Genomic DNA, 25,053 nt, shown 5'->3' with positions numbered 1-25,053 from the left:
AGCTTCGATAAGTTAGCCCTTGCTTTTACAATTAAGATTAATCTACGGATTAAAAGGCTCTATTTCTATATACAGATCATTGTCAGGAAAAATTTCGCAGAATTTTTTTATAGCATTTTCAAGAAGCTTGTTTGGATTAGTATAATCTCTGCTATAGCGACCAGACTTAGAGTTAATAAAATAGATATTATCTGCAATAAATAATTCGCCTGCAATCCTGGCTGGTTTGAAACCGGTTAATGATGGATGACCATTATTATTTATTTCTTTACCAATTACCAAGGCACCTTCATGTGTGATAGCCCAGATCAAGAAAGAACTTCTAACATTATTTTTTAAATCTTTTGTAATCTCTTTAAGTGATTTTTGGCTGCGGCCATAGAAAATCTCTGAAGTTTTATTGCCTGTAATTTTTCCGCCATAATATTCTTCCTGCTTAAGATAAGTTGGTGCTCTTAATCTTCCATAGGAATCATCCAGATAGCTTGCATAATCATACTCTTTAGTCATCAGGAAAGAAAATAATGAAAGCAGGAAACTATTTTCTCTATATGATGGAATCTCATTAAGAATATCATGAAGTACTTCCTCATTGGAGGCAAGAATTTTCATTACATCTAAAATAGCATTGGAATTGTAAATATCTTTATATATTATAGCTGATACGGCATCACCTTGAGGAATATCTGTTGCGTCAAACAAAATATCGAATGCGTCTTCGCCATTCAATTTAAATGATGCTACCCAATGATATCGGGCATATGATTGGGTTAAAAAGTCAATTCTACTTTTTTTACAATGTATCTCTGCTTCAAAAGCATTACTCTTACTAAAGTCATATTTCAAGAAATTTTCCCTAATCTCTGATATTTCCTTTAGTTTTATAGAGAATTCAACCTTTGGAAGGGCATCGACATTAGAAGTCTCGATCTCCAGCACCTTTAAATATATTAATTGAATTAGACTACAAGTGTTGATGGCAAAATCACAAGACAGTCTTACTTTTTTTGGTGTTAGGGATATTAGTATGTCAGGTATGAAAACTTCATGGGGAGCCATCCACCTTGTTTGGTCATCTTTTTCTTGGACTATCAATCCCCAGCTAAATTTTGATTCAATATCAACCTTTTTATACCTTGCCCTAACAAAGGGGCCTAATCGGTCATCATGAATATATATAGCTTTACTTTTGTTCCTTTCCTTATAGCCTAATATAGTAATTGTATAATCATTTTTTCTTGTATGTTTGTTATTTTCCGCTATTCCATAAATTGACCCCCTCAATAAAAGTGGGATCTTGCTATCGATATGTGTTTTAACAATGTCATGAAAAGATTCATTGTTTAATTGTTCTACTTTGAAGAGGTGATGCTTTATTTTCTCTACATCTATAGTTCTCAACATTTGTTTAGTAGTTAATGAAGTATTTGGGAAGCTATTGTGAGAGTTATTTATATGGTTGATTGCATTAATTGTAATTTCGCTGCAAGATGGTATTGTGCGTATATCACAATAATTTAAGGCGTGAAGTGAAGACCAAACAGCAGTAGTTGAATATGCTGCTACTACCATATCTTGTTCTTGGAAAGCAATTGATTCAACTTTGAGCGGTATCCCAAAAAGATCAACACAATACTCACGTGTTATGCATTTTTTATCATCACTATTAATTAAACTATCATAAGGCTTCAGGCATGTTTTCCCAATGAATGTTTTAGGTAATGGTTTGATGACCATAAAACCAAGGTAAGTTTCTTGAAATATTTTTATTTCATCAGAAGTAATACCATCTTCTAAATATTTGTCGAGGATTTTATGACTCAACTCAGTAGAAAAAAAATGGAGTCGAGACGTTTTATATCCTTTATTATTAAATCCTTTTACATAATATTGTTTGTAGTCTTCCAGGTAATCTTTATCAATATAAACAGGTTCAAGCAAAACTGATTTGCATTTTATGTCTTTCAAGTATCGATATATATAATCAATCTGTATTTTATTATATACATCAGGAAACTTGGAATCAAAGCACTCTTTAATAAGATTGCTAAGGGTTTGCTTTTCAAATTTACAAATAAGATAAGGCGTCATAATTAAATGTTTTCCTTAACATACTTATATAAATAAAAAAAAGAGCAATTCATAAATTGCTCTTTTTTATAGGATCTTAGGCTTCGTAAGATTTTGAAAGTAATTGCTCGTCAATCAAACGTTTTTTGGATTCCAGCTCAAACTTTCTATCTTCTTTCTTAAGATACTCTTTCAACAACAGAACTTTTTCATTAGTAAAAGTCATTTCATTTGCAGTCTTTAGCAATTCGAATGTGCTCATTTAATGACCTCCTTACACCTTCAATATTTCTACAAGTTATACACTGTTTCTATCAATTTGTCAATGACTTAATTAACTTACGTCTTTGGCCAAGTTTTGGACAGATGTATTACCTACATTTGCTTCAAGATACCTATATAGAAGTTATCGATAGAATAAAATTTAGACTGTTGAGTAAACTATAACATGTTGTTTTATATTGATAAATTGGAAAGTCCGTACCTTTCATTCTATTACAACAATGAAATTCTCTCAATGCTATCTACATACTACGGCCTTAGACTTGCTGTAGCTTGACGGCTAGTATCATTTCTAACAATACAGTCTGTCAGATATCGAATACAAAGCCAACACTTACAACAATAAACTATTAGACGAATTAATTGAGGGTGAGTTTAAAAAGATAAATATTAAATCGGGAGTAATTACTTGGTTGATTATTGCTATGTTCTGTAGAACATAGCTGGGTAAGTATATAATTGTATTCATTTTACTTTGTTAAGTTTAAAGCCTCATTGAAGAGGCCTCTTTATCAAATAGTGAATGCATCAGTAAAGTTTTTTCTTGGCACGTTCCAGTAGTCAAGAAAACAAAAAATCATACTCTTTAATTCAATAGATGAATCAGTATGAGATTTAAATGTTTTGTTCATTGCCAGGCTTTCTAACTCTCTTGCCACCACAAAAAGGTTCTTATAAACTTCTCTTTTGGAGAAATATTCACCAAGTATTTGAGATGGAAGCATTTCAAATTGTGTGCTGATATTTGACCTTATTTGATTAGCTGTAATTTTACCATCGTAAGCAAATCGCTCGACCAACGATAAAGATAATTCTATAAGTTTACGCATACCATCTCTACCCTTAGTTCCATACGTAAACCCATCTGCCAGTTTTACTATTCTTTCATCCACTGTTAGATATGATAGTTCTTTTAGCAAAAAATCTATTCCAATACATACCAATGACATAAGATAATAAAATGAACGAGAAGCAATTTCTTTTTGATTAGGTTTGGTTAAAATTTGCTCAAGAAAGAAATAGGCTTGATTTATCCATGAATTACAATTGTCGAAATTTAACCCCTGAGATAATAAACCTTTGCTATCTAAAATCCGTTGTTTCCAATCACCGTCTAATTTTCCAAGACCATAGTTATCAAATAAATGAAACAATTCTTCATCTGATATTCTCATTTCTAAGCGGGTTTGTGATTTTTGTAATTTACTTAAAAAGTTGCCATCTAATACAGTTATGTTTAGTTTACGTCCGAAATCTTTTACTTCGGATCTTTTTTCTGTTGATGCAACGATCGCATTACCGGCACCAACTGCTTCAGCTAAACCTTTAGTCCAGAAAATTCTTTCTATTGCCTGTGGTGTTTTTTTATTTTTTATATCAACAATTGTAATTTCTCTCGAAATAGAAGATGTTCTACTATATAGCCATAAATCAATATCAGTGATATCAAACCCTTCATAAACAAAGGGTACGCCTCTAACAACATAATAACCGGCCTGCATGAAATAATCTCTTAGTAATTCTTCCATTACCTCGCCTTTATTAACTTTTTTCATATTAGTATCCTTTCCCTGTTCTCAATGCTTGAATCATTTCATTTGTATCATTCGGATTTTGTGCCAACTGCTTTCTTCTTATATCTGTTCTATTATCTTCTGGACCAATATATCTTGTGATAACTGCACTGGGTAGATCAGGTAGTGATTGTTCGCTTATATCGCCTTGTTTTATTGCTTGTAAAGCTAATTCTCCAATTTCCCGTTTGAGCAACTTCATCATTGGGCCACGACGACCATTACGAACCCCTTCTCGGACCGATACAACTCCTTTTAATTCTAAAACTTTATAATCTTCACCAATTGCCCTTACAGGCCCAACTTCTCGACCGTCAACTAATGCCTGAAGTAATAATTCCACCGCTGATATCTGGCCTCGTGCATAAGAACTTTTTGTCATTCCATATGTTAATGAACTTAAGAAAGCTTTAGCTAAATCGAAAGCATCTTCAATTAATGAGTTTCCATATTTTGAAAAAGCTGAGGGTAGTGTAATATATCCGATAGTTTCACTACTATTGCTAACAATATTTACGTCAAAAAGTCCTATTGAATTAACTTTTGAGAATAATTTTTCTCCAAGTTTTTGTTTTACCTCTTGAACTGACAGACATGCAACCGATTTGATCTTTAATTCAATTTCTTTTAATTTAGACTGTTCATCAGAGTTTAAAGAATCAAGAACTGCTTTTATTTTTTGAGTGGAGTCTCGTCGGAAAAGATTTCCGTTGAAATATATTTTATTTGTTTTATCCAACTTCTCCACATCAGTAAACCCTATAACCTCACTGTCTTCCATCACCCCTTTAATTTCATTTTGAGATAATCTGAAAAGATCTGATATTTCCTCTGTTAATTCTGATTCTGAAATCGGCTTTATAGAGGATTTTTCAGCTATCACAAGAGATGATTGTTCTTTTGAATTTGGTGTGAGTGAGTCAAATATATTTGATGTGTGGGTTAATATTGTACTATTAGTAATACCTAAGACACCAATACCAGACTTTCCTTTTTCTACCAAGTCCTGTTTTTCTAAAACGTCAATTAAATATGGTAATTCAAATTTAGTTATATTTGAAGCGTGTGCTAAAGTAAGTAGCTTGTCATTACTTACCGAAAGATCTTTTGTTGCTGAAATCGCTGATAATAAAATACCAGCTTTCCCTGAAAGATAAGTGTTCTCATAGCTAACTTGGGAGGTTACTTTCTGAAGTTTTCCAGTATGATGTATTATCCATGCACCTTTAGTTTTACTATCCATCTCAAATCTCACTGTGATTATTTATTCATTGACCAGTTCACTATTTATAAGGCTATACGTTAATTTAAACTATTGGTTTCTTGTTTGTAAACTACAAGATTTTTCTTTAAGGCTAAATGTGATGAGCAACTGAAATGATGCTGGTTTTACCATAAGAAACAGCCTCCACATGCTTACCCCACCAACTCATCATCTCTCTACGTTGTGCAAGGTATTGAGAGCGATTGTAGGCTCTCCTGACTTCGTTAGTATCAATGTGAGCTAACGCAGCTTCAATCACGTCAGGAGGAAATCCTTTCTCGTTAAGAATAGTTGAAGCGATTGATCTCATACCATGAGCCACCAGCAGATCTTTGAAGCCCATACGTTTCAATGCCATGTTTGCTGTCTGACTATTCATTGGTTCAAGCGGATTACGGTAGCCTGGGAAAACATAATCTCTATGCTTACTGATGGGCTTCATCACTTCCAGAATAGACAAAGCCTGCTCAGAAAGCGGAACGATATGCTCACGCTTCATCTTCATGCGACCAGCAGGGATACGCCATTCTTTTGCGTCGAAGTCGATCTCATCCCAGCGAGTCATTGATGCTTCTGCTGGGCGAGTCATCGTCAATAATTGCCATTCAATGAGACAGCGGGTTTGTCGTCCGATGCTGGCAAATGCCAATGTTTTCATCAAAAGGGGGAGTTGCTCTGGAGGTAGGGCAGGGCGGTGCTTTACCTTTGGTTTATGGAATGTTCGTCCGATTCGTGCTGCGGGGTTTACAGATACCAGCCCAGAATTGAGGGCGTAATCCATAACTTCATTGATACGCTGGCTTAGACGTTTAACCGTTTCGAGTCTTCCGGCAGCGTGTGTTGGCTCTAACGCTCCAATGAATTGCTGAGCCGTGATGTTAGCAATGGGTATAGAGCCAATATGTGGGAACACATACTTGCTCATAGATCGCCAGATATCGTTTAACGTATGGGTTGCCAGCCCCGCAGATTCTTTGGTTTTGAACCATTCGGAAGCAACTTTTTGAAAGGTGTTCTCAGTAGCATTTTTTTGCCGCAACTGTTCGGTTCTTTTATGCTCCTGTGGATCAATATCTTTGCTCAATAGAAGACGGGCATCTTCACGAAGTTGACGTGCCTCAGAGAGAGATACAGCAGGGTAAGCACCAAAGCTAATCATGGCGCGTTTGCGAGTGAAAGGTTTGTAATAGCGGAATCGCCAGAGTTTTGAGCCACCGGGCTTAACCAGTAGTTCTAAGCCGTCCCCGTCATACAGGATAGTGGCACGTTCAGTCGCTTTGGAATTTTTGACTTCGGTGTTGTTAAGGGGCTTTGTCTGACGCGCCATATCATTCTCCAATCACTGGTTAGGCATATGGCTCAGACGACACAATGGATTGTATGCCTAAAGATATGCCTAAAAATGTTGGATTTCACTGTATCAGTGTGGACTTTGCTAGACAACAGAAAAACAGAAGGTCTGTGCAACCTACTGTTTATTCTGTTTTTTATAGTCTTGTCTGGACTTCATTAGACAAAACGTTGGGGTAAATTTGGTCGGCACGAGAGGATTTGAACCTCCGACCCCCGACACCCCATGACGGTGCGCTACCAGGCTGCGCTACGTGCCGACTTGTGGGTGCTAATACTACCTCTTTCCAACGCGAATGCAAGGGGAAACGGTGCTAACTGATTTATAATTAATCAGTTAGCGATAAAACGTTTCTCTTCTGTTAGCACTTGCAGCAGCAGACTGAGCTGCGGCTTCTGATCTTTGATCTTCTCGCCGTGTAAGTCATAGGTCTGATAATGACCGTTATTATTGAGCACCAGAGTCATTTGCGGCGTCGTGATTGCCAGCGTACTGCCGTCTGCCGCCGTTACCCAGTTATGACGACGTGGAACGGTAAAGATGTCCTGGCCCTGTGAATATTCGTTCGCTGGCGTGCTGACATGTAACAGGCGTTGCATCAACGTGGTCATTACATCGGTATGATCGGTAAGCGCATTAATACGCTGCGCAGGCGTCCCCGGCCAGTGGATCACCAGCGGTACTTGCAGATGACCTTGCGACCAGTCGAAGCGATTTTCTTCCGGCGTCAACGGTATGCCGCGTCCTGCGGTAATGATCACGACGGTATTGTCGAATTTACCGGCCTCTCGCAGCGCGTTCAGAACCCGATTGATTTGCGCATCCACGTCGCTGGCGGCGCTGGCGTAACGCTTAACAAAATTCTTCTGATTACTGTCATCAATGTTAGTACCGTTAAACGATACCCATGAGAACCAGCGGTTATCTTCCTGTGCGTAGCGTCCAAGCCAGTCTATCCACTGGCTGGCCGTTTGCGCATCAGACTGCGTCTGCGCTGTCGGCATCGAGAAATCGGACAGTAATGCCTGACGGTAAAGCGGGCTGGCGAAGCCATCCGAAGAAAACAGTCCCAGTTGGTAGCCTTGCTGATTCAACGCGGTAATGAGCGCCGCAGGGGTTCTGGTGGATAACACGCCATCCATATAGCCTGGCGATATGCCATAGAACAGGCCGAAAATACCGTTATCAGTGGTATTCCCTGAACTCATGTGACGGGTGAAGTCGATGTTTTGCTCGGCAAAGGTAGCCAGCTCCGGCATCTGCTTCTCAAAGCGGGAATAGTTCAGGCCGTCTACGGTAATGAGCAGCACATTCTGACCGGTGCCCATATCGCGATAGTGCAAATTGCTGAGCGGGTACTGTACGGAGACCGCTTCCGGATTGCCTTGCTCTACCAGACGACGCTGATATTCCTGCGCATCCAGCAGACCGTGTTTTTCAAGAAAACGTCGCGCCGTCATCGGATAAGAGAGCGGCAGGTTTGCCCGCTGCATGGTAATCGGCCGGTAAAAATTAGCGTCTGCCCAGATGTAGATAAGATGCGACGCGATAAAGGAGACGAAAAAGAATGCCGCAAGCGGCCTTGCGAAATGGCGGCGGCGCGTGAGACTGCGCAGCTTTTGCCAACTCCATGTCGCAAATAGCATCTCAATCAATAAGATAACCGGCACGCTAATAAACATAAGCTGCCAGTCGCGCGCCGTTTCGTTCTGGTCAGGGTTGATGACCAGCTCCCAGACAATGGGATTAAGATGCAGGTGAAAACGGGTAAAGACTTCGCTGTCGATAAGCAACAACGTCATACCCGCGGTCGCCAGAATGGCTGATAAAAACCGCATCAGCCGCTGGGACATCACGATAAACGTGAGCGGAAAAAGAATAAGCAAATAGGTGGCGAACACCAGAAAGCTAAAGTGCCCGACAATGCTCAGGTAGGAGTATATGCGACCCGCAAGCGTTGTCGGCCAGTCGGCGACAAACAGGTAACGGCTGCCGAGCAACGTAGCCAACAGTATATTGAACAGAGCGAACCAGTGCCCCCAGCTAACCATCTGGGAGACTTTTTCACGGTAGCGCTGACGATGAGTTACCATACCTGTCGCTTGTTTCTCCGGAGTCGGCTTTTTAGTGCGCGTTGTCTTCGCTAATCGAAGACTGCAAGGCGCGGGCAAAAGAGTTCGCAATCGCCTGGCGTTGAGCCGGCGCAACGCTGGTGTTGATAAGGTTGGTGACCATATTTCCCAGCACCATCAGGGAAAGATCGGTCGGCGCCTTATGTTTTTCCAGTACACTGAGCAGTTCGCTCAGCAATTGTTCAACATGTTCATCACTATAGCGGGAGAGTTGTGGCATAAATCAAAATCTGTTTGTTCATGAAAGGGCAACATATTACCGTAGCAACAGTTTTTTTTCTGCATTTTTATCCCCTAAATCATTCGCGTTACGGATAACGCCTGAAATGGCAGGGCGATTGCTTGCGTCTTCCGGCAGGCGGTGGTTGAATACCGCCCGGTCTTAAAGGAGAGTTTATCATGAGTCTGGATATCAACCAGATTGCCCTGCACCAGCTTATCAAGCGCGATGAGCAAAATCTTGAGCTGGTCTTGCGCGATTCATTGCTGGAGCCGACAACCACCGTTGTCGAGATGGTGGCTGAACTGCATCGGGTCTATAGCGCCAAGAATAAGGCGTATGGCCTGTTTAGCGAAGAGAGTGAACTGGCGCAAGCGCTGCGGTTGCAACGTCAGGGGGAAGAAGATTTTCTTGCCTTTAGCCGGGCGGCGACCGGACGCCTGCGTGACGAACTGGCGAAATATCCCTTTGCGGACGGCGGCATTGTATTGTTCTGCCATTATCGTTACCTGGCGGTGGAGTATCTGCTGGTTACGGTACTGAACAACCTGAGCAGTATGCGGGTCAATGAAAATCTGGACATTAACCCGACGCATTATCTTGATATCAATCATGCGGATATCGTGGCGCGTATCGATCTTACTGAGTGGGAAACTAATCCGCAATCGACCCGCTATCTGACGTTCCTGAAAGGTCGGGTAGGGCGCAAGGTCGCTGACTTCTTTATGGATTTCCTCGGCGCCAGCGAAGGGTTGAACGCCAAAGCGCAGAATCGCGGCCTGTTGCAGGCAGTGGATGATTTCACCGCAGAAGCGCAGTTGGATAAAGCAGAACGTCAGAACGTGCGCCAGCAGGTGTACAGCTATTGCAACGAGCAATTACAAGCCGGGGAAGAGATTGAGCTGGAATCGCTATCTAAAGAGCTTTCCGGCGTCAGTGAAGTCAGCTTCAGCGAATTTACCGCCGAAAAAGGCTATGAGCTGGAAGAGAGCTTTCCGGCGGATCGCAGTACGCTGCGCCAGTTAACCAAATATGCCGGCAGCGGCGGCGGGTTAACGATTAACTTTGATGCGATGCTGCTGGGCGAGCGGATTTTCTGGGACCCGGCGACCGATACCCTGACTATCAAAGGGACGCCGCCGAATCTGCGCGACCAGTTGCAGCGACGCTCGTCGGGCGGGAAATAAAGGCATACGACATAAAAGGACGCCGTAGTGAGTAAAGGAATACGTCAGAAGCCGCCTGTTAATTTCAGTTTATTTCGGCAGGTTTTGTATGCGCACATTGTCGCATTTTTGATGATGTTGGTGCTCGGCATGGTGTTCACCGTTCTCTCGTTGGTACTGTTTTATACTTATGGCGCCAACTGGTTACTGAGCTTGTTCATATGCCCGCTGTTCTTGTTAAGTGGTTTATTCATTACTGGATTTGCTTTTAAATCAACCTGGTCCAGCATACGTTACTATTACGACAAGGGGCAGTTGAAACGGTATGGACTCAATCTTGATGCAACTTTGACGCATAAAGAGAAGGTGGAAATACGCATCGATAATGCAAAGCGTCAAGTGCGTGTAGATGAACTGGAGCTCCATGTCTTATTTGATTTTCAGTTTGATAGCAAGACATGGAGCTGCGGCGACTTACTGACCAATGAAAAGGTATTTGATGCGTTGAATGACGGGCAAACGATACCAATACGAATTTTGCCATGGAAACCAGAAAGTGCCAGCGTTCGTCAACGGGCATTATTCAATCGGCTTAAAGGTATGAATACCGCGGCGGAAACTACAGATCCTCGATTAGGGGAGGCGCTAATTGAATGTGGCGAGGTGTAAGAAAGCAGAAAAGCAAAGTGGGTTCTCGTTGCTCTGCATGTCGTCAAATTCAATTAAACGCATAAAAAAACCCCGCCGGGGCGGGGTTTTTCTTCAACTTCCAGGCGATTACGCGCGAACGAAGTCGATGTGAGTCAGCTTCGGTTTGTAAGCGTGACGCTGTACAGCCTGAGCTTTAACTTTTACTTCTTTACCGTCAACAACGAGGGTCAGAACTTCGCTGTAGAATTCAGCTTTAGCTTGCATGTTCATCACCTGGTCGTGGTCCAGTTCGATAGCAATCGGGGCTTCAGAACCGCCGTAGATGATTGCCGGGAACTTGTTAGCGGCGCGCAGGCGGCGGCTCGCACCCTTACCCTGCTCTTTACGTACTTCTGCGTTGATAGTAAACATTTAAATCTCTCTTTAATAATTCCTGCTACAGGCGACCCAGCAACAGGTAAGTGATCTGCTTTGCGTATGCAAAGGCGGGCGGGATTCTATACTCAAATCGCCGTTACATCAATGAAAAGTACAATTAACCACGTAATTCGTGCGCCCGGCGGAAGCGGCCTTCATAGTCGAACACTTTTTCACGCACCTGCCAGTACTGGCCTTTCATCCGCGCGACCACAAAATCGGGATGCCGCAACAGCGCCTGCTGCGCGACAATATCCGCCGCCGTGATCCAGCGTAAAGGAACGCCAGGCGTGCGCGTATGCGGGCGAATAAATAGCTGTTCGAAAGCGGTACGCTGGGCGGGCGTGTGCAAGCGGAAGCGCTCACTGACATCCGCGCCGTCCTCGTCATAGTAAGTGATTTTCAGCCATTCGCCTTTCTCATCCTGCCCATGCTGCATCGTCATTCCGCTACAGCGCAGGACTAACGCATCCTTGAGCCTGAGCGCCGCTTTTAACATATCGTCCGGGTCGACCAGAATGGCGTCACATTCCCGGCAGCGTCGGGCGGCAATATCGTTTTCGGCATTACACTGCGGGCAGTTTTTGAAGCGAAAGCGAAAATCGCACTGCTCGCGATGGCCGTCGTCATCCTCAAACCAGCCCTGGCAGCGACGGCCAAAGTGTTCAATCAGCGTGCCGTCGGCAGTGGTTTTCCCCCAGAAGGTGTTGGCAAAGCCGCAGGCCGGGCAAAATACCTGGACAGGGACGTTATCGCTTTTTCCCTTCGGGCTACCGACCTCCGGGGCATACAGGTCGTGCGGGTTGCCTGCGTAATCAAGAATCAGGCAATCGGTCTTTCCCGGCGCAAGGCGCAGACCACGCCCGACAATTTGTTGGTAAAGACTAACTGACTCGGTGGGACGTAGAATCGCGATGAGATCAACGTGTGGGGCGTCAAAGCCGGTGGTCAGCACCGAGACGTTAACCAGATAGCGAAAACGCTGCGCCTTGAAATTATCAATCAGCGCGTCGCGCTCGGGCCCTGGCGTATCGCCGGTAATCAGCGCCGCGTCGTCCGCCGGAAGCAGACCGACAATCTCTTTCGCATGTTCGACCGTGGCGGCGAAAATCATCACGCCTTTGCGCGTTTGCGCAAATTCCATAATCTGGCTGATGATGTGCGGCGTAATCCGCTGCTGCTTTTTCAGCTCGCGGTTCAGGTCGGCTTCGCTGAACAGCCCATTGCTTTGGGCCTGCAGGCGGCTGAAATCGTATTGGACCACTGGCATATCAAGCCGCTCAGGCGGCGTCAGATAGCCGTGTTTAATCATATAGCGCAGCGGCAGTTCATAAATACAGTCGCGAAACAGAGCGTTGTCGTTGCCGCGCACCATACCGTGATAATGAAATTGATAAATCCAGCCTTTTCCGAGGCGAAAAGGCGTGGCGGTTAGCCCAAGCAGACGTAAGTGAGGATTAACTTTACTCAGGTGAGTGAGGATTTGCTGATACTGACTGTCTTCATCGTCACCGATGCGGTGGCATTCATCGACAATCAACAGCGAAAACTCCTCCTGGAAGGCGTCAAGATTACGCGCCACCGACTGTACGCTGCCGAACACGACTTTGCCCTGACTCTCTTTACGTTTGAGTCCGGCGGCGAAAATATCCGCTTCCAGCCCCAGCGCGCAATATTTGGCGTGGTTCTGCGCGACCAGCTCTTTCACATGCGCCAGCACCAGTACCCGTCCGCGGGCGACGCGCGCCAGTTCGGCGATCACCAGGCTTTTACCTGCGCCGGTCGGCAGAACAATCACGGCGGGCGTACGGTGGCGGCGAAAGTGGCTGAGCGTGGCGTCTACGGCTTCTTGCTGGTAGGGGCGGAGTGTAAAAATCATGGTCTCACTACGTTAAACGGTTCCGGGAATAGTATGCCATGAATCATTTCCCTTGAGGGATATAGTTAGCCCGCTATACTGAGCGGATAGCAATTCCCTTTTTTCGGGTAGAATGCCCGATTTCCGTATTATTACAGGCTAAATCACACACATGCGACTTGATAAATTTATCGCTCAGCAGCTTGGCGTCAGCCGCGCTATTGCCGGGCGTGAAATTCGTGGTAACCGCGTTACCGTCGATGGCGACATCATTAAAAATGCGGCCTTCAAACTGCTCCCGGAACATGCGGTTGCGTATGACGGCAATCCCTTAGCGCAGCAACACGGGCCACGCTATTTTATGCTTAACAAGCCGCAGGGATACGTTTGTTCAACCGATGATCCCGATCATCCAACGGTGCTGTATTTCCTGGATGAGCCGGTGGCGTATAAGCTGCATGCCGCAGGACGTCTGGATATCGATACTACCGGTCTGGTGTTAATGACAGATGACGGTCAGTGGTCGCACCGCATTACGTCGCCGCGCCATCACTGTGAAAAAACCTATCTGGTGACCCTGGAGTCGCCGGTGGCTGACGATACGGCAGCGCAATTTGCGAAAGGCGTGCAGTTGCATAATGAAAAAGATCTCACTAAACCCGCTACGCTGGAGGTGATAACACCTGTGCAGGTTCGTCTGACCATCAGCGAAGGCCGTTATCATCAGGTGAAGCGGATGTTTGCCGCAGTAGGCAATCGCGTTGTGGAACTGCACCGCGAACGGATTGGCGCCATTACGCTGGATGAGAATCTGGCTCCCGGCGAGTACCGCCCGTTGACTGAAGAAGAAATCGCCAGCGTCGGCTAACTATCTCGTTAAATTCAGGAGTTCGATGTGACCACCCGGCAGCACTCTTCCTTTGCCATTGTCTTTATCCTTGGCCTGTTGGCCATGTTAATGCCGCTGTCGATTGATATGTATCTTCCAGCGCTGCCGGTGATTTCTGCGCAATTCGGCGTGCCTGCCGGTAGCGCGCAGATGACGCTCAGCACCTATATTCTGGGTTTTGCGCTGGGTCAGCTTATCTATGGACCGATGGCGGATAGCCTCGGGCGTAAGCCGGTCATCCTGGGCGGGACGCTGGTATTTGCCGCTGCGGCGGTCGCCTGTGCGTTGGCGCAGACTATCGATCAACTGATCGTGATGCGTTTCTTTCACGGTTTGGCGGCCGCGGCGGCAAGCGTCGTCATCAATGCGCTGATGCGGGATATTTATCCAAAGGAAGAGTTTTCGCGCATGATGTCATTTGTCATGCTGGTCACTACGATAGCGCCCTTAATGGCGCCCATTGTCGGCGGCTGGGTGTTGGTATGGTTAAGCTGGCACTATATCTTCTGGATACTGGCCATTGCGGCGATTCTGGCGTCAGTCATGATCTTTGCTCTGATTAAAGAGACGCTGCCCGTTGAGCGGCGTCAGCCTTTTCATATTCGTACCACAATAGGTAACTTTGCCGCGTTGTTTCGCCACAAACGCGTACTGAGCTATATGCTGGCGAGCGGGTTTAGTTTTGCCGGTATGTTCTCTTTTTTAAGCGCGGGGCCGTTTGTCTATATCGAAATTAATCATGTTCCGCCGCAGGATTTCGGCTACTACTTCGCGTTGAACATCGTATTTCTGTTTGTGATGACGATTATCAACAGCCGTTTTGTCAGACGGGTAGGGGCGCTAAACATGTTTCGGGCCGGGCTATGGATTCAGTTTGCGATGGCGGTGTGGATGGTTTTCAGCGCGCTGATGGGCATTGGATTCTGGGCGCTGGTGGTCGGCGTTGCGGCGTTTGTCGGCTGTGTGTCGATGGTTTCGTCCAATGCGATGGCGGTCATTTTGGATGAGTTTCCGCATATGGCCGGAACGGCGTCTTCGTTGGCGGGCACTTTCCGCTTTGGTATTGGCGCTATCGTCGGCGCGTTGCTGTCGCTGGCTACCTTTACCAGTGCGTGGCCGATGATCTGGTCGATTGCGCTTTGTGCCGCCTGTTCCATTCTGTTTTATCTCTACGCCAGCCGTCCCAAAAAACGGTGACGGGCGCGCTGTCCCTCAATGGCGCCGAACAATGCGCAGGCGGCGTTGGGGGACGCTATCCGCTACACGATGGCAAAGCCAAACGGCTTTCATAGTTGATGTATATCAATTACCAATTCATCATTTTCCTCCTTTATGTTTATTTTATGTAAAATCCATTTATGTAAAAAGTCACATCATTGTAGTTAAAAAGGTTGAGTTAGATCGCAGAAACGGGTACATATAGCCCGCCGCTATCTCCGCGTCGGTAAAACTATTTTAACTCCCGCTTGCTGTAGAGCCACTGACGGAGAGAAGGGCGTTAGCAATCTGTTTAAGGACGGGTTGTCAATGATGTGTTAATATAAATGTAAGTAAATTGTGAAGTAATTGTGCTTCCGGGGAAAGAAAGTGAATACATTACAGCTCTCAATTGTTCACCGTCTGCCGCAAAACTATCGCTGGTCGGCGGGTTTTGCGGGGTCAAAGGTTGAACCGATTCCGCAAAACGGGCAGAGCACCGAGAATAGTCTGGTGGCGCTTAAACTGTTGAGTCCGGCAGGCGATAGCGCGTGGTCAGTGATGCATAAGCTCAGCCAGGCGCTAAGCGATATTGAAGTTCCTTGCTCCGTGCTGGAATGCGAAGGGGAGCCATGCCTGTTCGTTAATCGTCAGGATGAGTTTGCCGCCACCTGTCGGCTGAAAAATTTCGGCGTGGCGATAGCGGAACCTTTTTCTAACAATAATCCTTTTTAGGCGTCAGCTTAACGCGAGTAGCTGACGCGTATAGGACTGTTGCGGTGCGGTAAACACGCGCTCGCATTGCCCCTGTTCAACCACCTCCCCCTGTCGCAGCACGATAACCTGATGGCACAGCGCGCGTACTACATGCAGATCGTGGCTAATGAAGATATAGGCCAGACGGTGCTTTTGCTGGAGCGATTTCAGGAGGGCAAGAATCTGCGCCTGAACGGTTTTATCCAGCGATGAGGTCGGTTCATCCAGAATAATAAGCGACGGTTTTAAAATCAGTGCCCTGGCGACGGCGATACGTTGACGCTGCCCGCCGGAAAACTCAGCGGGGTAACGATGCCGCGTTTCCGGGTCCAGGCCGACTTCCATCATGACCGCTTTCACCTGCTGTTCGCGCTGCGCGCCTGAAAGCGTAGGCTGGTGGACGCGCAGGCCTTCTTCGATAATTTGCAACACGTTTAAACGCGGGTTTAGCGATGAGTTCGGGTCCTGGAATACGACCTGGATACGGTGGCGAACAGGTAAAAGCTGGCGGCGGTTTAACGTATCCAGCGATTGACCGTCAAACACGATGCGGCCTTCGGAGCGGATAAGCCGTAACAGCGCCAGACCGGTGGTACTTTTTCCCGATCCTGACTCGCCGACCAGACCCAGCGTTTCGCCTGGATGCAGGGTGAAACTGATATTGTTAACCACCACATTATGATCCACGACGCGCTTCAGAATGCCTTTGCGGATCGGGAAGGCGACGCGCAGCCTGTCCACTTCCAGCAACGGCGTCTGCCCGGCGGGGAGCGGAACCGGATCGCCTGTGGGTTCGCTGTTGAGTAGTTTTTGCGTGTACGGATGGGTCGGCGCGGAGAGCAGCGTGTCGGCGCGTTGGTTCTCTACGCACTTGCCGTGTTGCATTACCGCCACTGAATCCGCCAGTTTTTTTACAATGCTGAGGTTATGGGTGATAAACAGCAATCCCATATTGAGCTCGCGCTGGAGTTCCCGCAGTAGAGATAAAATCTGCGCCTGTACGGAGACGTCGAGGGCGGTGGTCGGCTCATCGGCGATCAGTAATTCCGGCCGTGTTAACAGCGCCATGGCTATCATGACGCGCTGGCGTTCGCCGCCGGAAAGCTGATGCGGATAATCGCGCAGACGCTGGCTCGCCTGGCGGATACCGACCCGATCCAGACAACCGATCATCTCCGCCCTTGCCGCCTCCCGACGCATTCCCCGATGGAGCGACAGCACTTCATAGAGCTGTTTTTCCAGCGTATGCAGTGGGTTAAGTGAAACCATCGGTTCCTGAAAAATCATGGCGATTTTATTGCCGCGCACGCCGCGTAGCGTCTGCTCGCTGGCATGAAGCAATGATTCGCCGTGAAAGCGAATATCGCCGGAGAGGTAGACGGCGGGAGGGGTAGGCAAAAGACGCAGAATGGAAAGCGCCGTCACGCTTTTTCCTGACCCGGACTCGCCGACCAGCGCCAGCGTTTCCCCGGCGTTCACCTGTAACGAAATGGCGTTAACGACAGGGCGCACGTGCTGTTGCTGACGGAAACCTACCGATAAATTTTCAATCGCAAGCAATGGAGATGTCATCTTATACCGCCTTAGCAGGATCAAAGGCGTCGCGTACCGCTTCGCCGATAAAAATCAGCAGCGATAGCAGAATGGCGACAGACAGAAAGGCGGCGATCCCCAGCCAGGGAGCCTGTAAGTTGTTTTTCCCCTGTAAAAGAAGTTCGCCGAGAGAAGGGGAGCCAAGCGGCAGACCAAATCCCAGAAAATCCAGCGACGTCAGGGTGGTGATGGAGCTACATAAAATGAACGGTAAAAATGTCAGGGTAGCGACCATCGCATTAGGCAACATATGGCGCAGGATAATGTCACGATCGCTGACGCCAAGCGCCTGCGCGGCGCGGATATAGTCAAAATTGCGGGTCCGTAAAAATTCGGCGCGCACCACGCCCACCAGACTCATCCAGCCAAACAGTACGGTTATGGCCAGCAGCCACCAGAAGTTAGGCTGCACTACGCTGGAAAGTAAAATAATCAGAAACAGGGTCGGCATCCCCGACCAGACTTCGATGAGACGTTGTCCCCATAAATCGACTTTGCCGCCATAATAGCCCTGTAGCGCGCCCGCCAGTACACCCATGACGCTGGAGCAAATCGTTAACATCAGGCCGAATAAAATAGAAATGCGGGTGCCGTACAGGATGCGGGCGAAAACGTCGCCGCCATTCGCATCGGTGCCCAGCCAGTTTTTCGCCGAAGGCGGGGAGGGGAAAGGCTGCGTGGTGGCAAAATTAATGGTATTGGCGCCAAAGCGTACGGGAGCCCACAACACCCAGCCCCGATTCTCAAGCTGCCGTTGTAGCCAGGGGTCCTGATAATCTGCCGTTGTCGCCAGCGGGCCGCCGAAATCGCGCTCGCTGTAATTTTTTACCAGCGGAAAATACCACTGGCCTTCATAGCGCACCAGCAATGGCTTATCGTTAGCAATCAGTTCCGCGCATAAGCTCAGGCTGAACACGATCAGGAAAATCCATAGTGACCAGTAGCCCCGGCGATTATGGCGGAAACGCGCCCAGCGGGCCTGATTGACCGGGCTTAATCGCGGCATTATCGTCCCTCAAAATCAATGCGTGGATCGACCAGCGTATAGCTGATATCGCTCAGGATATTCAGTAATAAGCCAATCAGGGTAAAGATATAAAGCGTGCCGAACATCACCGGATAGTCGCGCGAAACAGTTGCTTCATAACCCAGCAGCCCCAGGCCGTTGAGCGAGAACATGACTTCAATTAGCAACGAGCCGGTGAAAAACATACTGATAAAAGTGGCGGGAAACCCGGCGATCACCAGCAGCATGGCGTTACGAAAAACATGTTTCCAGAGAATGTTTTTTTCACTCACGCCTTTAGCGCGAGCGGTAACGACATACTGTTTACGCACCTCGTCGAGAAACGAATTTTTCGTCAGCATCGTCAGGGCAGCAAAACCGCCGATGACGGTCGCCAACACCGGTAGCGTAATATGCCACAAATAATCGGTGATTTTTTGGTACCACGGTAACGTGTCAAAGTTGGCGGAGACCAGGCCACGTAGCGGAAAGATATCGTAGTAGCTGCCGCCGGCAAAAAAGACGATTAATAAAATAGCGAACAGAAAGGCGGGGATCGCATAACCGATAATGATAAACGCGCTGCTCCACACATCAAAGCGACTGCCGTTATGGACGGCTTTGCGGATCCCCAGCGGGATAGACACCAGATAAATAATCAGCGTGCTCCATAATCCCAGGGTAATGGAGACGGGAAGGCTATCTTTGATCAGCGTCAGTACGGATGCGCTGCGAAACAGACTGTCACCGAAGTCAAAAGAGAGATAGTCCCGTAGCATCTTGAAATAACGCTCATGCAGCGGTTTGTCGAAGCCATAGCGATGGGTGATCTCCGCGATCACCTCCGGATCGAGTCCCCGGCCGCCGCGATAATGGCTGTCGCTGATATTGCCGACGCCGGTTTGCGCATGACTGGCGCGAACGCCTTCGCCGCTGGCACCGGGCAACGCGCCGCCCTGGCCAAATTCAATCGCGGCAATCGCTTGATCGACAGGGCCGCCGGGAGCGATCTGCACGATAAAAAAGTTAATGGTAATAATGGCCCATAGCGTGGGGATCACCAGTAACAGACGGCGGATAAGATAGGCGCCCATTGATTCTTACTACCTCCTGGCTGCCGGTAGTTTGGCGGCTTTGTTGACATCATACCACCAGGTATCTAACCCGATGGTATATACCGGGCGAATCGCCGGATGGGAGAATTTATCCCACCAGGCGAGCCTGTCTTGCGCCATATACCACATCGGCAGCATGTAATAGTTCCAGGTCAGCACGCGATCCAGCGCCCGTCCCAGCGGCACCAGTTTCGCTTTATCACCCTGCGCTGCGATAATTTGCGCGATCAGTTTATCCACCACCGGGCTTTGTACGCCGGGAGCGTTATAACTGGAGTTAATGTATTCCGACGCCCATGAGATTTGTAGATCGGAGCTGGGCCAGGGCATCGCCCGCCATAGCCTCGGCATCATGTCATAGTCGCGGCTGCGCATCCGGTTGGTGAGCTGAGAATTATCAACCTGACGGATAGTCATCGTAATGCCCAGACGCTGAAGATTATGCTGGAAGGGTAGAACCCACTGGCTATTACTGCTGGCAGGAAGGAGAAGTTCAAACGTCAGAGGCTTACCGGTGACGCTATTGACCCGTTGCTGTCCGTTGAGCACCCATCCGGCCTGCGTCAACAAGGCGTCAGCTTTAAGAAGATTTTCGCGATCGTAGCCGTCGCCGTTAGAGACCGGCGGCTGATAGATCTGAGTGAAGACTTCAGGAGGAAGATCTTTTTTCATCGGCGCGAGTAATACCAGCTCATCGGCGTCAGGATAATTTCTGGCGGCGTACTCGGTATTCTGGAAGTAACTGTTGGTTCGGCTCCAGGCATTATAGAACAACGCTTTATTCATCCACTCAAAATCGAAGGCCAGGGTGACGGCTTCACGTACCCGTCGGTCTTTAAATACCGGGCGCTGAATATTAAAGGCCAGCCAGCGTGTGTCCTGCGCCGACTCGTTTTTCTGCTCTTCTTTAATGATGTAATGATTATCGAAATTTTTACCGATGTAGCGCGTTGCCCAGTTTTTAGCGTCGTTTTCCAGCCGTAGATCAAATGCGCCCGCTTTAAACGCCTCGAAAGCGACATTGTCATCAAGGTAGTAATCGTAGCGGATAGTGTCGAGGTTAAAACGTCCACGATTGACCGGCAGATTAGCCGCCCAGTAGTTTTTGACGCGTGAATAGACAATGTACTGGCCCATTTTCCACTGAGTAATCCGGTATGGCCCGCTGGCTAAGGGCGGCGTTGAAAGCGGATCGCTGAGTTTGTGATTTTTCCAGAATTTTTCGGGCATGATCGGTAGTGAAAACAGACTAAGCATGTCTTCTTTACCAGGCTTCGCCAGCTCAATTCGCACGGTTAAAGGCGCAATCGCCTTCACGGTAGTACCTTTATAGACCAAACGGAACTGCGGTACGCCTTCGGTCATAAACTTATGAAAGGTAAAGGCCACATCGCGGGCGGTAATGGGCGTGCCATCGTGAAAACGAGCGCGGGGATTAATCGAGATTTCCACCCAGGAATAGTCGGCGGCATAGCGGGCATGGTCGGCAATCAGCGGATAATAGCTTCCGGGCTCATCATCCGAGGTGGTAAAAAGCGTATCGTAAAGGGCTTCGGTACGTACGCCGGGATTGCCGCGCAGCGAATAGCGATTGAAATTATCGAACGTACCAATGGCGGAAAGCGTCATCTGACCGCCTTTCGGCGCAGCAGGATTCACATAATCAAAGTGATCAAAGTTAAAAGCATACTTAGGTTCGCCGAGTACGGCGAAAGCGTAGCTTTCTTTGATTTCCTGGGCCTGGGCGCCAGCGCTAACCAGTGCGACAAGCAGAAGCATTACGCGCGCAATCATCTGAAGGCGGTTTCCTTATCGTATTGCCCGCTGCAAACCGGCAGGCGTTTCGCTGAATAATAAGTGACGTTGCGTCTGATGTGAATCCGTTAAAACCGTAAGGGGACTACCATTCAGGCACGGAAGGCGCCGACATCCACAGCACGAAATCTTTTAGGGGTAAAGGACGGCTAATCCAGTACCCCTGCAAGTAATTAACACCGTGATCGCGTAGCCAACGGGCCTGCTCCGGCGTTTCAACGCCCTCGGCCACCGTCAGCATATTCAGGCGTCTGGAGAGCGTCAGCACGGTATCCAGAACCGGAGACGTGACGGTTTCCGTACCGATCGCCTGGATAAAGCCGCGATCGATTTTCAGATAATCTAAAGTAAATCGCTCCAGATAAATCAGGGCGCTATGGCCTGTACCGAAATCATCTATAGCGATTTCAAACCCGGCGGAATGCAGCCATTCGAACAGTTTGGCCGCTTCGTACTGCTGAAGCATATCGCGTTCAGTGATTTCCAGCACGATATGAAAATGGTGCGCGGGCAGGGCGTCCCTGAGCCGGTGCATATCCTCTTTAAAACTGTCGCTGTGCAGATGTTCCGGCGCGATGTTAATGCCAAATTTGGCACCGACGGGCATCACCTTCTGTAGCGTGGGAGCGTCGCGGGCGATCAGCTCGAACAGATGCTGCGTTAACGGTACGATAAGTTGTTGCGCTTCGGCATAGTGGATAAAGGCATCCGGCGGAATCTCGCCTGCCGTAGGGTGACGCCAGCGCAGTAAGACTTCAAGCCCGGTGACGTTCAGCGTACGAGTATCGACGACGGGCTGATAAACCACATAAAACTGCTCGTGTTTGATCGCCGTTAAAATCTCTTTGCCCGGTCGCGTCCGGAGGGCATAGATAAAGTAACAGATAAACCCCGCTACGATGCCGCTAATGCAGCCCAGCATCAACGCATACCACAAGTCATTGTAGGTCCAGCTATCGGCATAAAGCTGTATTTTAAGCGGCAGGCCGTTGATAGTTGCCTGTCGTGATGGCGCGCCCGGCAGCTCCGCGACGGTCAGCAGACGCGAAGAAAAAGTCGACAGCGCGGTATTGCCGACAATCAGCGCGATGCCGTTAAAATCGTCCTGGCGCGTGGTATAGAGTAAGTAGGGCGTCAGGTTAATATTCAGCGATGTGAATACGCCGCTGTCATTTAATAATGGGTTTCGATACCAAATCACCATTGTCGGTTTGTTGGGCATCATTGGCGTGCCGGGCAGAATCGCCATAGCAACGTCTTTGCGGATATCTATATCCGGTACCAGTTGCTGAAGCGGCATATTCATGGCGCCAGTGGCGGAAGAGCAAAACACTTTTTTATCTTTAATCAATAAGAAGGCGCGGACATTAAGGCTAAAAGCGGCTCTTGAGGTAAGTTCTGCGCCAACCTGCTGACAGGTGTTGATCGTCAACGGCTGAAGAATATCGGTGGTGGCTTTCAGGTCGGCGAAATAGCTGGCCAGGTAATGTTGTACATCAGAAAGGAGCGTATTGTATTTAACATCCCGTTTATGCCACGACAGGAAAAATTGCAGGCTACCAATAAGTAATGCTGCTGCCATCCCCGTAATGATACAGGTAAGCAGGATTTTCCGACCGGAAGAGGAGTCGCGTGTTAGCATAATTCCTGGTGTGACCTGAAAAGGCGGATGCCGGTTAAACTGGTTGATTTATAAGACTATAGCCTGGATTACCCCGGATAGTCATGCTTTTCTGTGATGCGCAGGAAAGCGTATTGTCGCAGTAGTCGTTGGCGGAAACGACCTGAATGTCTGATGGCGCTATGTTTATCAGGCCTACGTTCGTGTGTTGTAGGCTGGATAAGAGGCCACACGTCGCTATTCGATAAAACGGGTTCAGAAGGGATAATAAGCAAAAGCACTGCCGAAGCAGTGCTTTTTATGTCGTCTCATCAGGTAAGCCAAGGGAGGTGCTGCCTGATGAAGATTAACTGCGGCTCAGAACTCGACGCGCTTCATTGTAGCGTTTTTTCCAGTACGGTTCGTTCATACTGGAGATAATTACGCCGCTACTGGTAGACGCATGGACAAACTGGTTATTGCCGATATAAATACCGACATGGCGACCAGTGGAACCGGCGCGGAACAGAACCAGATCGCCCGTACGCAGGTTATTGCGTGAAACTGCTTTGCCCATTTCCTGCTGTTCATAGGTTGAACGCGGAAGCTCTAAACCAAACTGTTCACGGAAGGTGCGCTGTACAAAGCTGGAACAGTCGACGCCTTTCTTAGTGCTGCCGCCCAGGCGGTAACGCACGCCTTTCCAGTCAGCATACTGATCCATAATCCGCGACTTAACGTCGAGGTTACGCACCATATTTTCAAATTCATCCTGAGAGGCTTGCAGTGAAGAGCTATCGCTATTGCCCACAGCATGCGTCTCAGAATGCATATTCTTTGCGGTATTGGTGGTTGTGCTACAAGCAGAAAGCAGAACCGCAACTGCAATCGCAGGAATCCCGCGCAAAATATATCTCAAAATCGGTTGAGATTTGACCATGTTGTTTGTTTTCCCTTGAAGTCCTTAACGATAAATATCGTTATAAAAATGCCAAACGTGATGAGACTAATTACCTGCACAGCCTGAGACAATTCTTTGTGCACAAATCTGTGGCGGAACGCACAAATTTATTCGCAATGAGAATAATTATCTGGCGAGGCAAAACGAGTTTGAGATTACCCGATTGTTGCTGTCATTGCGAGCGATTTCGCGTGATTTTTTATAAGAATTTATGATACGAAAAGTGAACTATCAGCACGGGTCAAATTAAGCGCAAATCGTTTAAAAATCGTGCAACCTGTTCATTTTGCAGAGGAATAATATGACCGAAAAATGATGGGCTGGGAAAATATCATCATAAATTACCTTCAACGATGTAAAACTATCGCTGAAGGTAATGTTAATTACATAGGTTATTTGTTTAAAATTTGTTTATTTCCGCCCGGGAGATAATTCTCAAAAAGCGCTATCGCCCGGTCGCTGAGCGGGGTCATCAGCCACCAGGGGAGGCCAATCAAAATAACCGTGAGCGACCCGACCACAATATCGGTGAACCAGTGAGCGCCAATCATAACGCGCGGAAACGCGAAAACCACAAATATAATAAGGGCGATAATCCCCGCCTTTTTGCCGAAATAACGCAGCATAAAGGCGGAAAATATCAGCAGCATCATACCGTGATCGCCTGGGAAACTGTCTTTTGACGCGTCTTTTGTCGGGATGTACAGCAACTCACTGACGCGATAAATATGCTCAAAAGAGAGCGTTGGGCTGGCGCGCTTGACGGGGATCAGCGCCTGACCGAGTTGGTTAAGCACCACCGCTGTTAGCAGCATGACCAATCCGATTATCACAATGCGCCGCCGGCCCGACGCGTTTTCTTTTAGCCAGAAACTGAGCATCAGTCCGCCCATCGCCAGCAGCGAACAGCCGTCAAACGCCCGATTATTGGTAATAGCGACCCACCAGAGGAACGCGTGGCTTTCCACCAGTTTCTGGTTAAAGAAGTGGAATATGCCGGAATCAATGGTGAACCAGAAACCGTGATTGACGGGAAGATACCATGACAAAAACAGCGCCAGACCGGCGGCATTAAGCAGAATTATCAAGGAATAGCGGGTTTTCATCGTCATTTCGCCATAGTTTTTAAACGGTGG

21 protein-coding genes and 1 tRNA gene are annotated in these 25,053 nt (G+C 47.6%); 5 read left to right on the top strand and 17 right to left on the bottom strand.

What is annotated here, in order from left to right; translation table 11 throughout:
- Positions 1–42 precede the first annotated feature (42 nt).
- The 8 genes from NAZ64_RS12980 to NAZ64_RS12945 form a co-directional block, all read right to left on the bottom strand.
- The gene (locus tag NAZ64_RS12980; RefSeq protein ID WP_483640950.1) at positions 43–2,091 is read right to left on the bottom strand and encodes a hypothetical protein; all 2,049 of its coding nucleotides are present in this window, start codon (positions 2,089–2,091) and stop codon (positions 43–45) included.
- 76 nt (positions 2,092–2,167) lie between these two features.
- The gene (locus NAZ64_RS12975) at positions 2,168–2,332 is read right to left on the bottom strand and encodes a hypothetical protein (RefSeq protein WP_023142846.1); all 165 of its coding nucleotides are present in this window, start codon (positions 2,330–2,332) and stop codon (positions 2,168–2,170) included.
- A gap of 532 nt (positions 2,333–2,864) precedes the next feature.
- Positions 2,865–3,908: a hypothetical protein gene (locus NAZ64_RS12970; RefSeq protein WP_023142847.1), complete on the bottom strand. Its 1,044-nt coding sequence runs from the start codon at positions 3,906–3,908 to the stop codon at positions 2,865–2,867.
- Position 3,909: 1 nt separating this feature from the next.
- Positions 3,910–5,169, bottom strand: coding sequence for a hypothetical protein (locus NAZ64_RS12965; protein WP_023142848.1), 1,260 nt, complete (start codon positions 5,167–5,169; stop codon positions 3,910–3,912).
- A 112-nt stretch (positions 5,170–5,281) separates the two neighbouring features.
- Positions 5,282–6,517, bottom strand: a complete 1,236-nt coding sequence (locus NAZ64_RS12960) for an integrase domain-containing protein (RefSeq protein ID WP_023142849.1) — start codon at positions 6,515–6,517, stop codon at positions 5,282–5,284.
- 206 nt (positions 6,518–6,723) lie between these two features.
- Positions 6,724–6,800: transfer RNA gene (locus NAZ64_RS12955), tRNA-Pro, on the bottom strand.
- A 73-nt stretch (positions 6,801–6,873) separates the two neighbouring features.
- Positions 6,874–8,634, bottom strand: coding sequence for an LPS biosynthesis-modulating metalloenzyme YejM (gene yejM / locus NAZ64_RS12950; protein WP_115285832.1), 1,761 nt, complete (start codon positions 8,632–8,634; stop codon positions 6,874–6,876).
- A 31-nt stretch (positions 8,635–8,665) separates the two neighbouring features.
- Positions 8,666–8,893 (bottom strand): YejL family protein, encoded by a 228-nt coding sequence (locus NAZ64_RS12945; RefSeq protein ID WP_001135904.1) that lies wholly within the window; start codon positions 8,891–8,893, stop codon positions 8,666–8,668.
- Positions 8,894–9,072: 179 nt separating this feature from the next.
- On the opposite strand from NAZ64_RS12945, the gene yejK reads away from it, so the two are divergent.
- Entirely contained in the window at positions 9,073–10,080 is a 1,008-nt protein-coding gene (gene yejK / locus NAZ64_RS12940) for a nucleoid-associated protein YejK (RefSeq protein ID WP_079944223.1), read from the top strand.
- 27 nt (positions 10,081–10,107) lie between these two features.
- Entirely contained in the window at positions 10,108–10,728 is a 621-nt protein-coding gene (locus tag NAZ64_RS12935; protein ID WP_000033429.1) for a hypothetical protein, read from the top strand.
- 108 nt (positions 10,729–10,836) lie between these two features.
- Here the strand turns inward: NAZ64_RS12935 and rplY are convergent, their stop codons facing one another.
- Both rplY and radD read right to left on the bottom strand, forming a co-directional pair.
- Positions 10,837–11,121 carry a 50S ribosomal protein L25 gene (gene rplY, locus NAZ64_RS12930; protein WP_000494192.1) on the bottom strand — a complete coding sequence of 95 codons (285 nt, stop codon included), beginning with the start codon at positions 11,119–11,121 and terminating at the stop codon, positions 10,837–10,839.
- A gap of 124 nt (positions 11,122–11,245) precedes the next feature.
- A complete protein-coding gene (radD, locus tag NAZ64_RS12925) occupies positions 11,246–13,006 on the bottom strand; it encodes a DNA repair helicase RadD (protein WP_000578121.1) in 1,761 nt (586 codons plus the stop codon).
- Positions 13,007–13,157: 151 nt separating this feature from the next.
- Here radD and rsuA point away from each other — a divergent pair, with 151 nt between their 5' ends.
- The 3 genes from rsuA (at position 13,158) to NAZ64_RS12910 (ending at position 15,806) form a co-directional block, all read left to right on the top strand.
- On the top strand, positions 13,158–13,853 hold the full coding sequence (gene rsuA, locus NAZ64_RS12920; RefSeq protein WP_001234836.1) for a 16S rRNA pseudouridine(516) synthase RsuA: 696 nt from the start codon (positions 13,158–13,160) through the stop codon (positions 13,851–13,853).
- Between the two features lie 27 nt (positions 13,854–13,880).
- On the top strand, positions 13,881–15,071 hold the full coding sequence (locus NAZ64_RS12915; RefSeq protein ID WP_000213349.1) for a Bcr/CflA family multidrug efflux MFS transporter: 1,191 nt from the start codon (positions 13,881–13,883) through the stop codon (positions 15,069–15,071).
- Between the two features lie 390 nt (positions 15,072–15,461).
- Complete coding sequence (locus NAZ64_RS12910; protein WP_001094639.1) at positions 15,462–15,806, top strand: YejG family protein; 345 nt, start codon at positions 15,462–15,464, stop codon at positions 15,804–15,806.
- A 3-nt stretch (positions 15,807–15,809) separates the two neighbouring features.
- Here NAZ64_RS12910 and yejF read toward each other — a convergent pair whose 3' ends face one another.
- The 7 genes from yejF to NAZ64_RS12875 all read right to left on the bottom strand — a co-directional run bounded on the left by yejF (position 15,810) and on the right by NAZ64_RS12875 (position 25,029).
- Positions 15,810–17,399, bottom strand: a complete 1,590-nt coding sequence (gene yejF / locus NAZ64_RS12905; RefSeq protein WP_076726889.1) for a microcin C ABC transporter ATP-binding protein YejF — start codon at positions 17,397–17,399, stop codon at positions 15,810–15,812.
- A 1-nt stretch (position 17,400) separates the two neighbouring features.
- On the bottom strand, positions 17,401–18,426 hold the full coding sequence (locus NAZ64_RS12900) for an ABC transporter permease (RefSeq protein ID WP_001137748.1): 1,026 nt from the start codon (positions 18,424–18,426) through the stop codon (positions 17,401–17,403).
- A complete protein-coding gene (locus NAZ64_RS12895; RefSeq protein ID WP_000501623.1) occupies positions 18,426–19,520 on the bottom strand; it encodes a microcin C ABC transporter permease YejB in 1,095 nt (364 codons plus the stop codon). Before NAZ64_RS12895 ends, NAZ64_RS12900 begins: the two co-directional genes overlap by 1 nt.
- Before the next feature lie 9 nt (positions 19,521–19,529).
- The gene (locus tag NAZ64_RS12890) at positions 19,530–21,335 is read right to left on the bottom strand and encodes an extracellular solute-binding protein (RefSeq protein ID WP_024798079.1); all 1,806 of its coding nucleotides are present in this window, start codon (positions 21,333–21,335) and stop codon (positions 19,530–19,532) included.
- Positions 21,336–21,441: 106 nt separating this feature from the next.
- Positions 21,442–22,998 carry a cyclic di-GMP phosphodiesterase gene (locus tag NAZ64_RS12885; RefSeq protein WP_000957761.1) on the bottom strand — a complete coding sequence of 519 codons (1,557 nt, stop codon included), beginning with the start codon at positions 22,996–22,998 and terminating at the stop codon, positions 21,442–21,444.
- A gap of 325 nt (positions 22,999–23,323) precedes the next feature.
- On the bottom strand, positions 23,324–23,896 hold the full coding sequence (gene mepS, locus NAZ64_RS12880) for a bifunctional murein DD-endopeptidase/murein LD-carboxypeptidase (protein ID WP_000241015.1): 573 nt from the start codon (positions 23,894–23,896) through the stop codon (positions 23,324–23,326).
- A gap of 413 nt (positions 23,897–24,309) precedes the next feature.
- Positions 24,310–25,029, bottom strand: coding sequence for a phosphatase PAP2 family protein (locus tag NAZ64_RS12875; protein WP_483640949.1), 720 nt, complete (start codon positions 25,027–25,029; stop codon positions 24,310–24,312).
- Positions 25,030–25,053: the final 24 nt, after the last annotated feature.

The sequence above is a fragment of the Salmonella sp. A1325 genome (genome assembly GCF_056991255.1).
Note: the sequence above shows the minus strand (reverse complement) of the source record. Positions and strands in the feature narration are given on the sequence as shown.

Bases quoted from the DNA above. Each gene is read 5' to 3' on its own strand.
- rsuA (WP_001234836.1), top strand. From the start codon at position 13,158: ATGCGACTTGATAAATTTATCGCTCAGCAGCTTGGCGTCAGCCGCGCT.
- rplY (WP_000494192.1), bottom strand. From the start codon at position 11,121: ATGTTTACTATCAACGCAGAAGTACGTAAAGAGCAGGGTAAGGGTGCG.
- NAZ64_RS12980 (WP_483640950.1), bottom strand. From the start codon at position 2,091: ATGACGCCTTATCTTATTTGTAAATTTGAAAAGCAAACCCTTAGCAAT.
- yejM (WP_115285832.1), bottom strand. From the start codon at position 8,634: ATGGTAACTCATCGTCAGCGCTACCGTGAAAAAGTCTCCCAGATGGTT.
- NAZ64_RS12890 (WP_024798079.1), bottom strand. From the start codon at position 21,335: ATGATTGCGCGCGTAATGCTTCTGCTTGTCGCACTGGTTAGCGCTGGC.
- yejF (WP_076726889.1), bottom strand. From the start codon at position 17,399: ATGACATCTCCATTGCTTGCGATTGAAAATTTATCGGTAGGTTTCCGT.
- NAZ64_RS12900 (WP_001137748.1), bottom strand. From the start codon at position 18,426: ATGCCGCGATTAAGCCCGGTCAATCAGGCCCGCTGGGCGCGTTTCCGC.
- NAZ64_RS12945 (WP_001135904.1), bottom strand. From the start codon at position 8,893: ATGCCACAACTCTCCCGCTATAGTGATGAACATGTTGAACAATTGCTG.
- yejK (WP_079944223.1), top strand. From the start codon at position 9,073: ATGAGTCTGGATATCAACCAGATTGCCCTGCACCAGCTTATCAAGCGC.
- NAZ64_RS12885 (WP_000957761.1), bottom strand. From the start codon at position 22,998: ATGCTAACACGCGACTCCTCTTCCGGTCGGAAAATCCTGCTTACCTGT.
- radD (WP_000578121.1), bottom strand. From the start codon at position 13,006: ATGATTTTTACACTCCGCCCCTACCAGCAAGAAGCCGTAGACGCCACG.
- NAZ64_RS12875 (WP_483640949.1), bottom strand. From the start codon at position 25,029: ATGACGATGAAAACCCGCTATTCCTTGATAATTCTGCTTAATGCCGCC.
- NAZ64_RS12975 (WP_023142846.1), bottom strand. From the start codon at position 2,332: ATGAGCACATTCGAATTGCTAAAGACTGCAAATGAAATGACTTTTACT.
- NAZ64_RS12960 (WP_023142849.1), bottom strand. From the start codon at position 6,517: ATGGCGCGTCAGACAAAGCCCCTTAACAACACCGAAGTCAAAAATTCC.
- NAZ64_RS12965 (WP_023142848.1), bottom strand. From the start codon at position 5,169: ATGGATAGTAAAACTAAAGGTGCATGGATAATACATCATACTGGAAAA.
- NAZ64_RS12895 (WP_000501623.1), bottom strand. From the start codon at position 19,520: ATGGGCGCCTATCTTATCCGCCGTCTGTTACTGGTGATCCCCACGCTA.
- NAZ64_RS12970 (WP_023142847.1), bottom strand. From the start codon at position 3,908: ATGAAAAAAGTTAATAAAGGCGAGGTAATGGAAGAATTACTAAGAGAT.
- mepS (WP_000241015.1), bottom strand. From the start codon at position 23,896: ATGGTCAAATCTCAACCGATTTTGAGATATATTTTGCGCGGGATTCCT.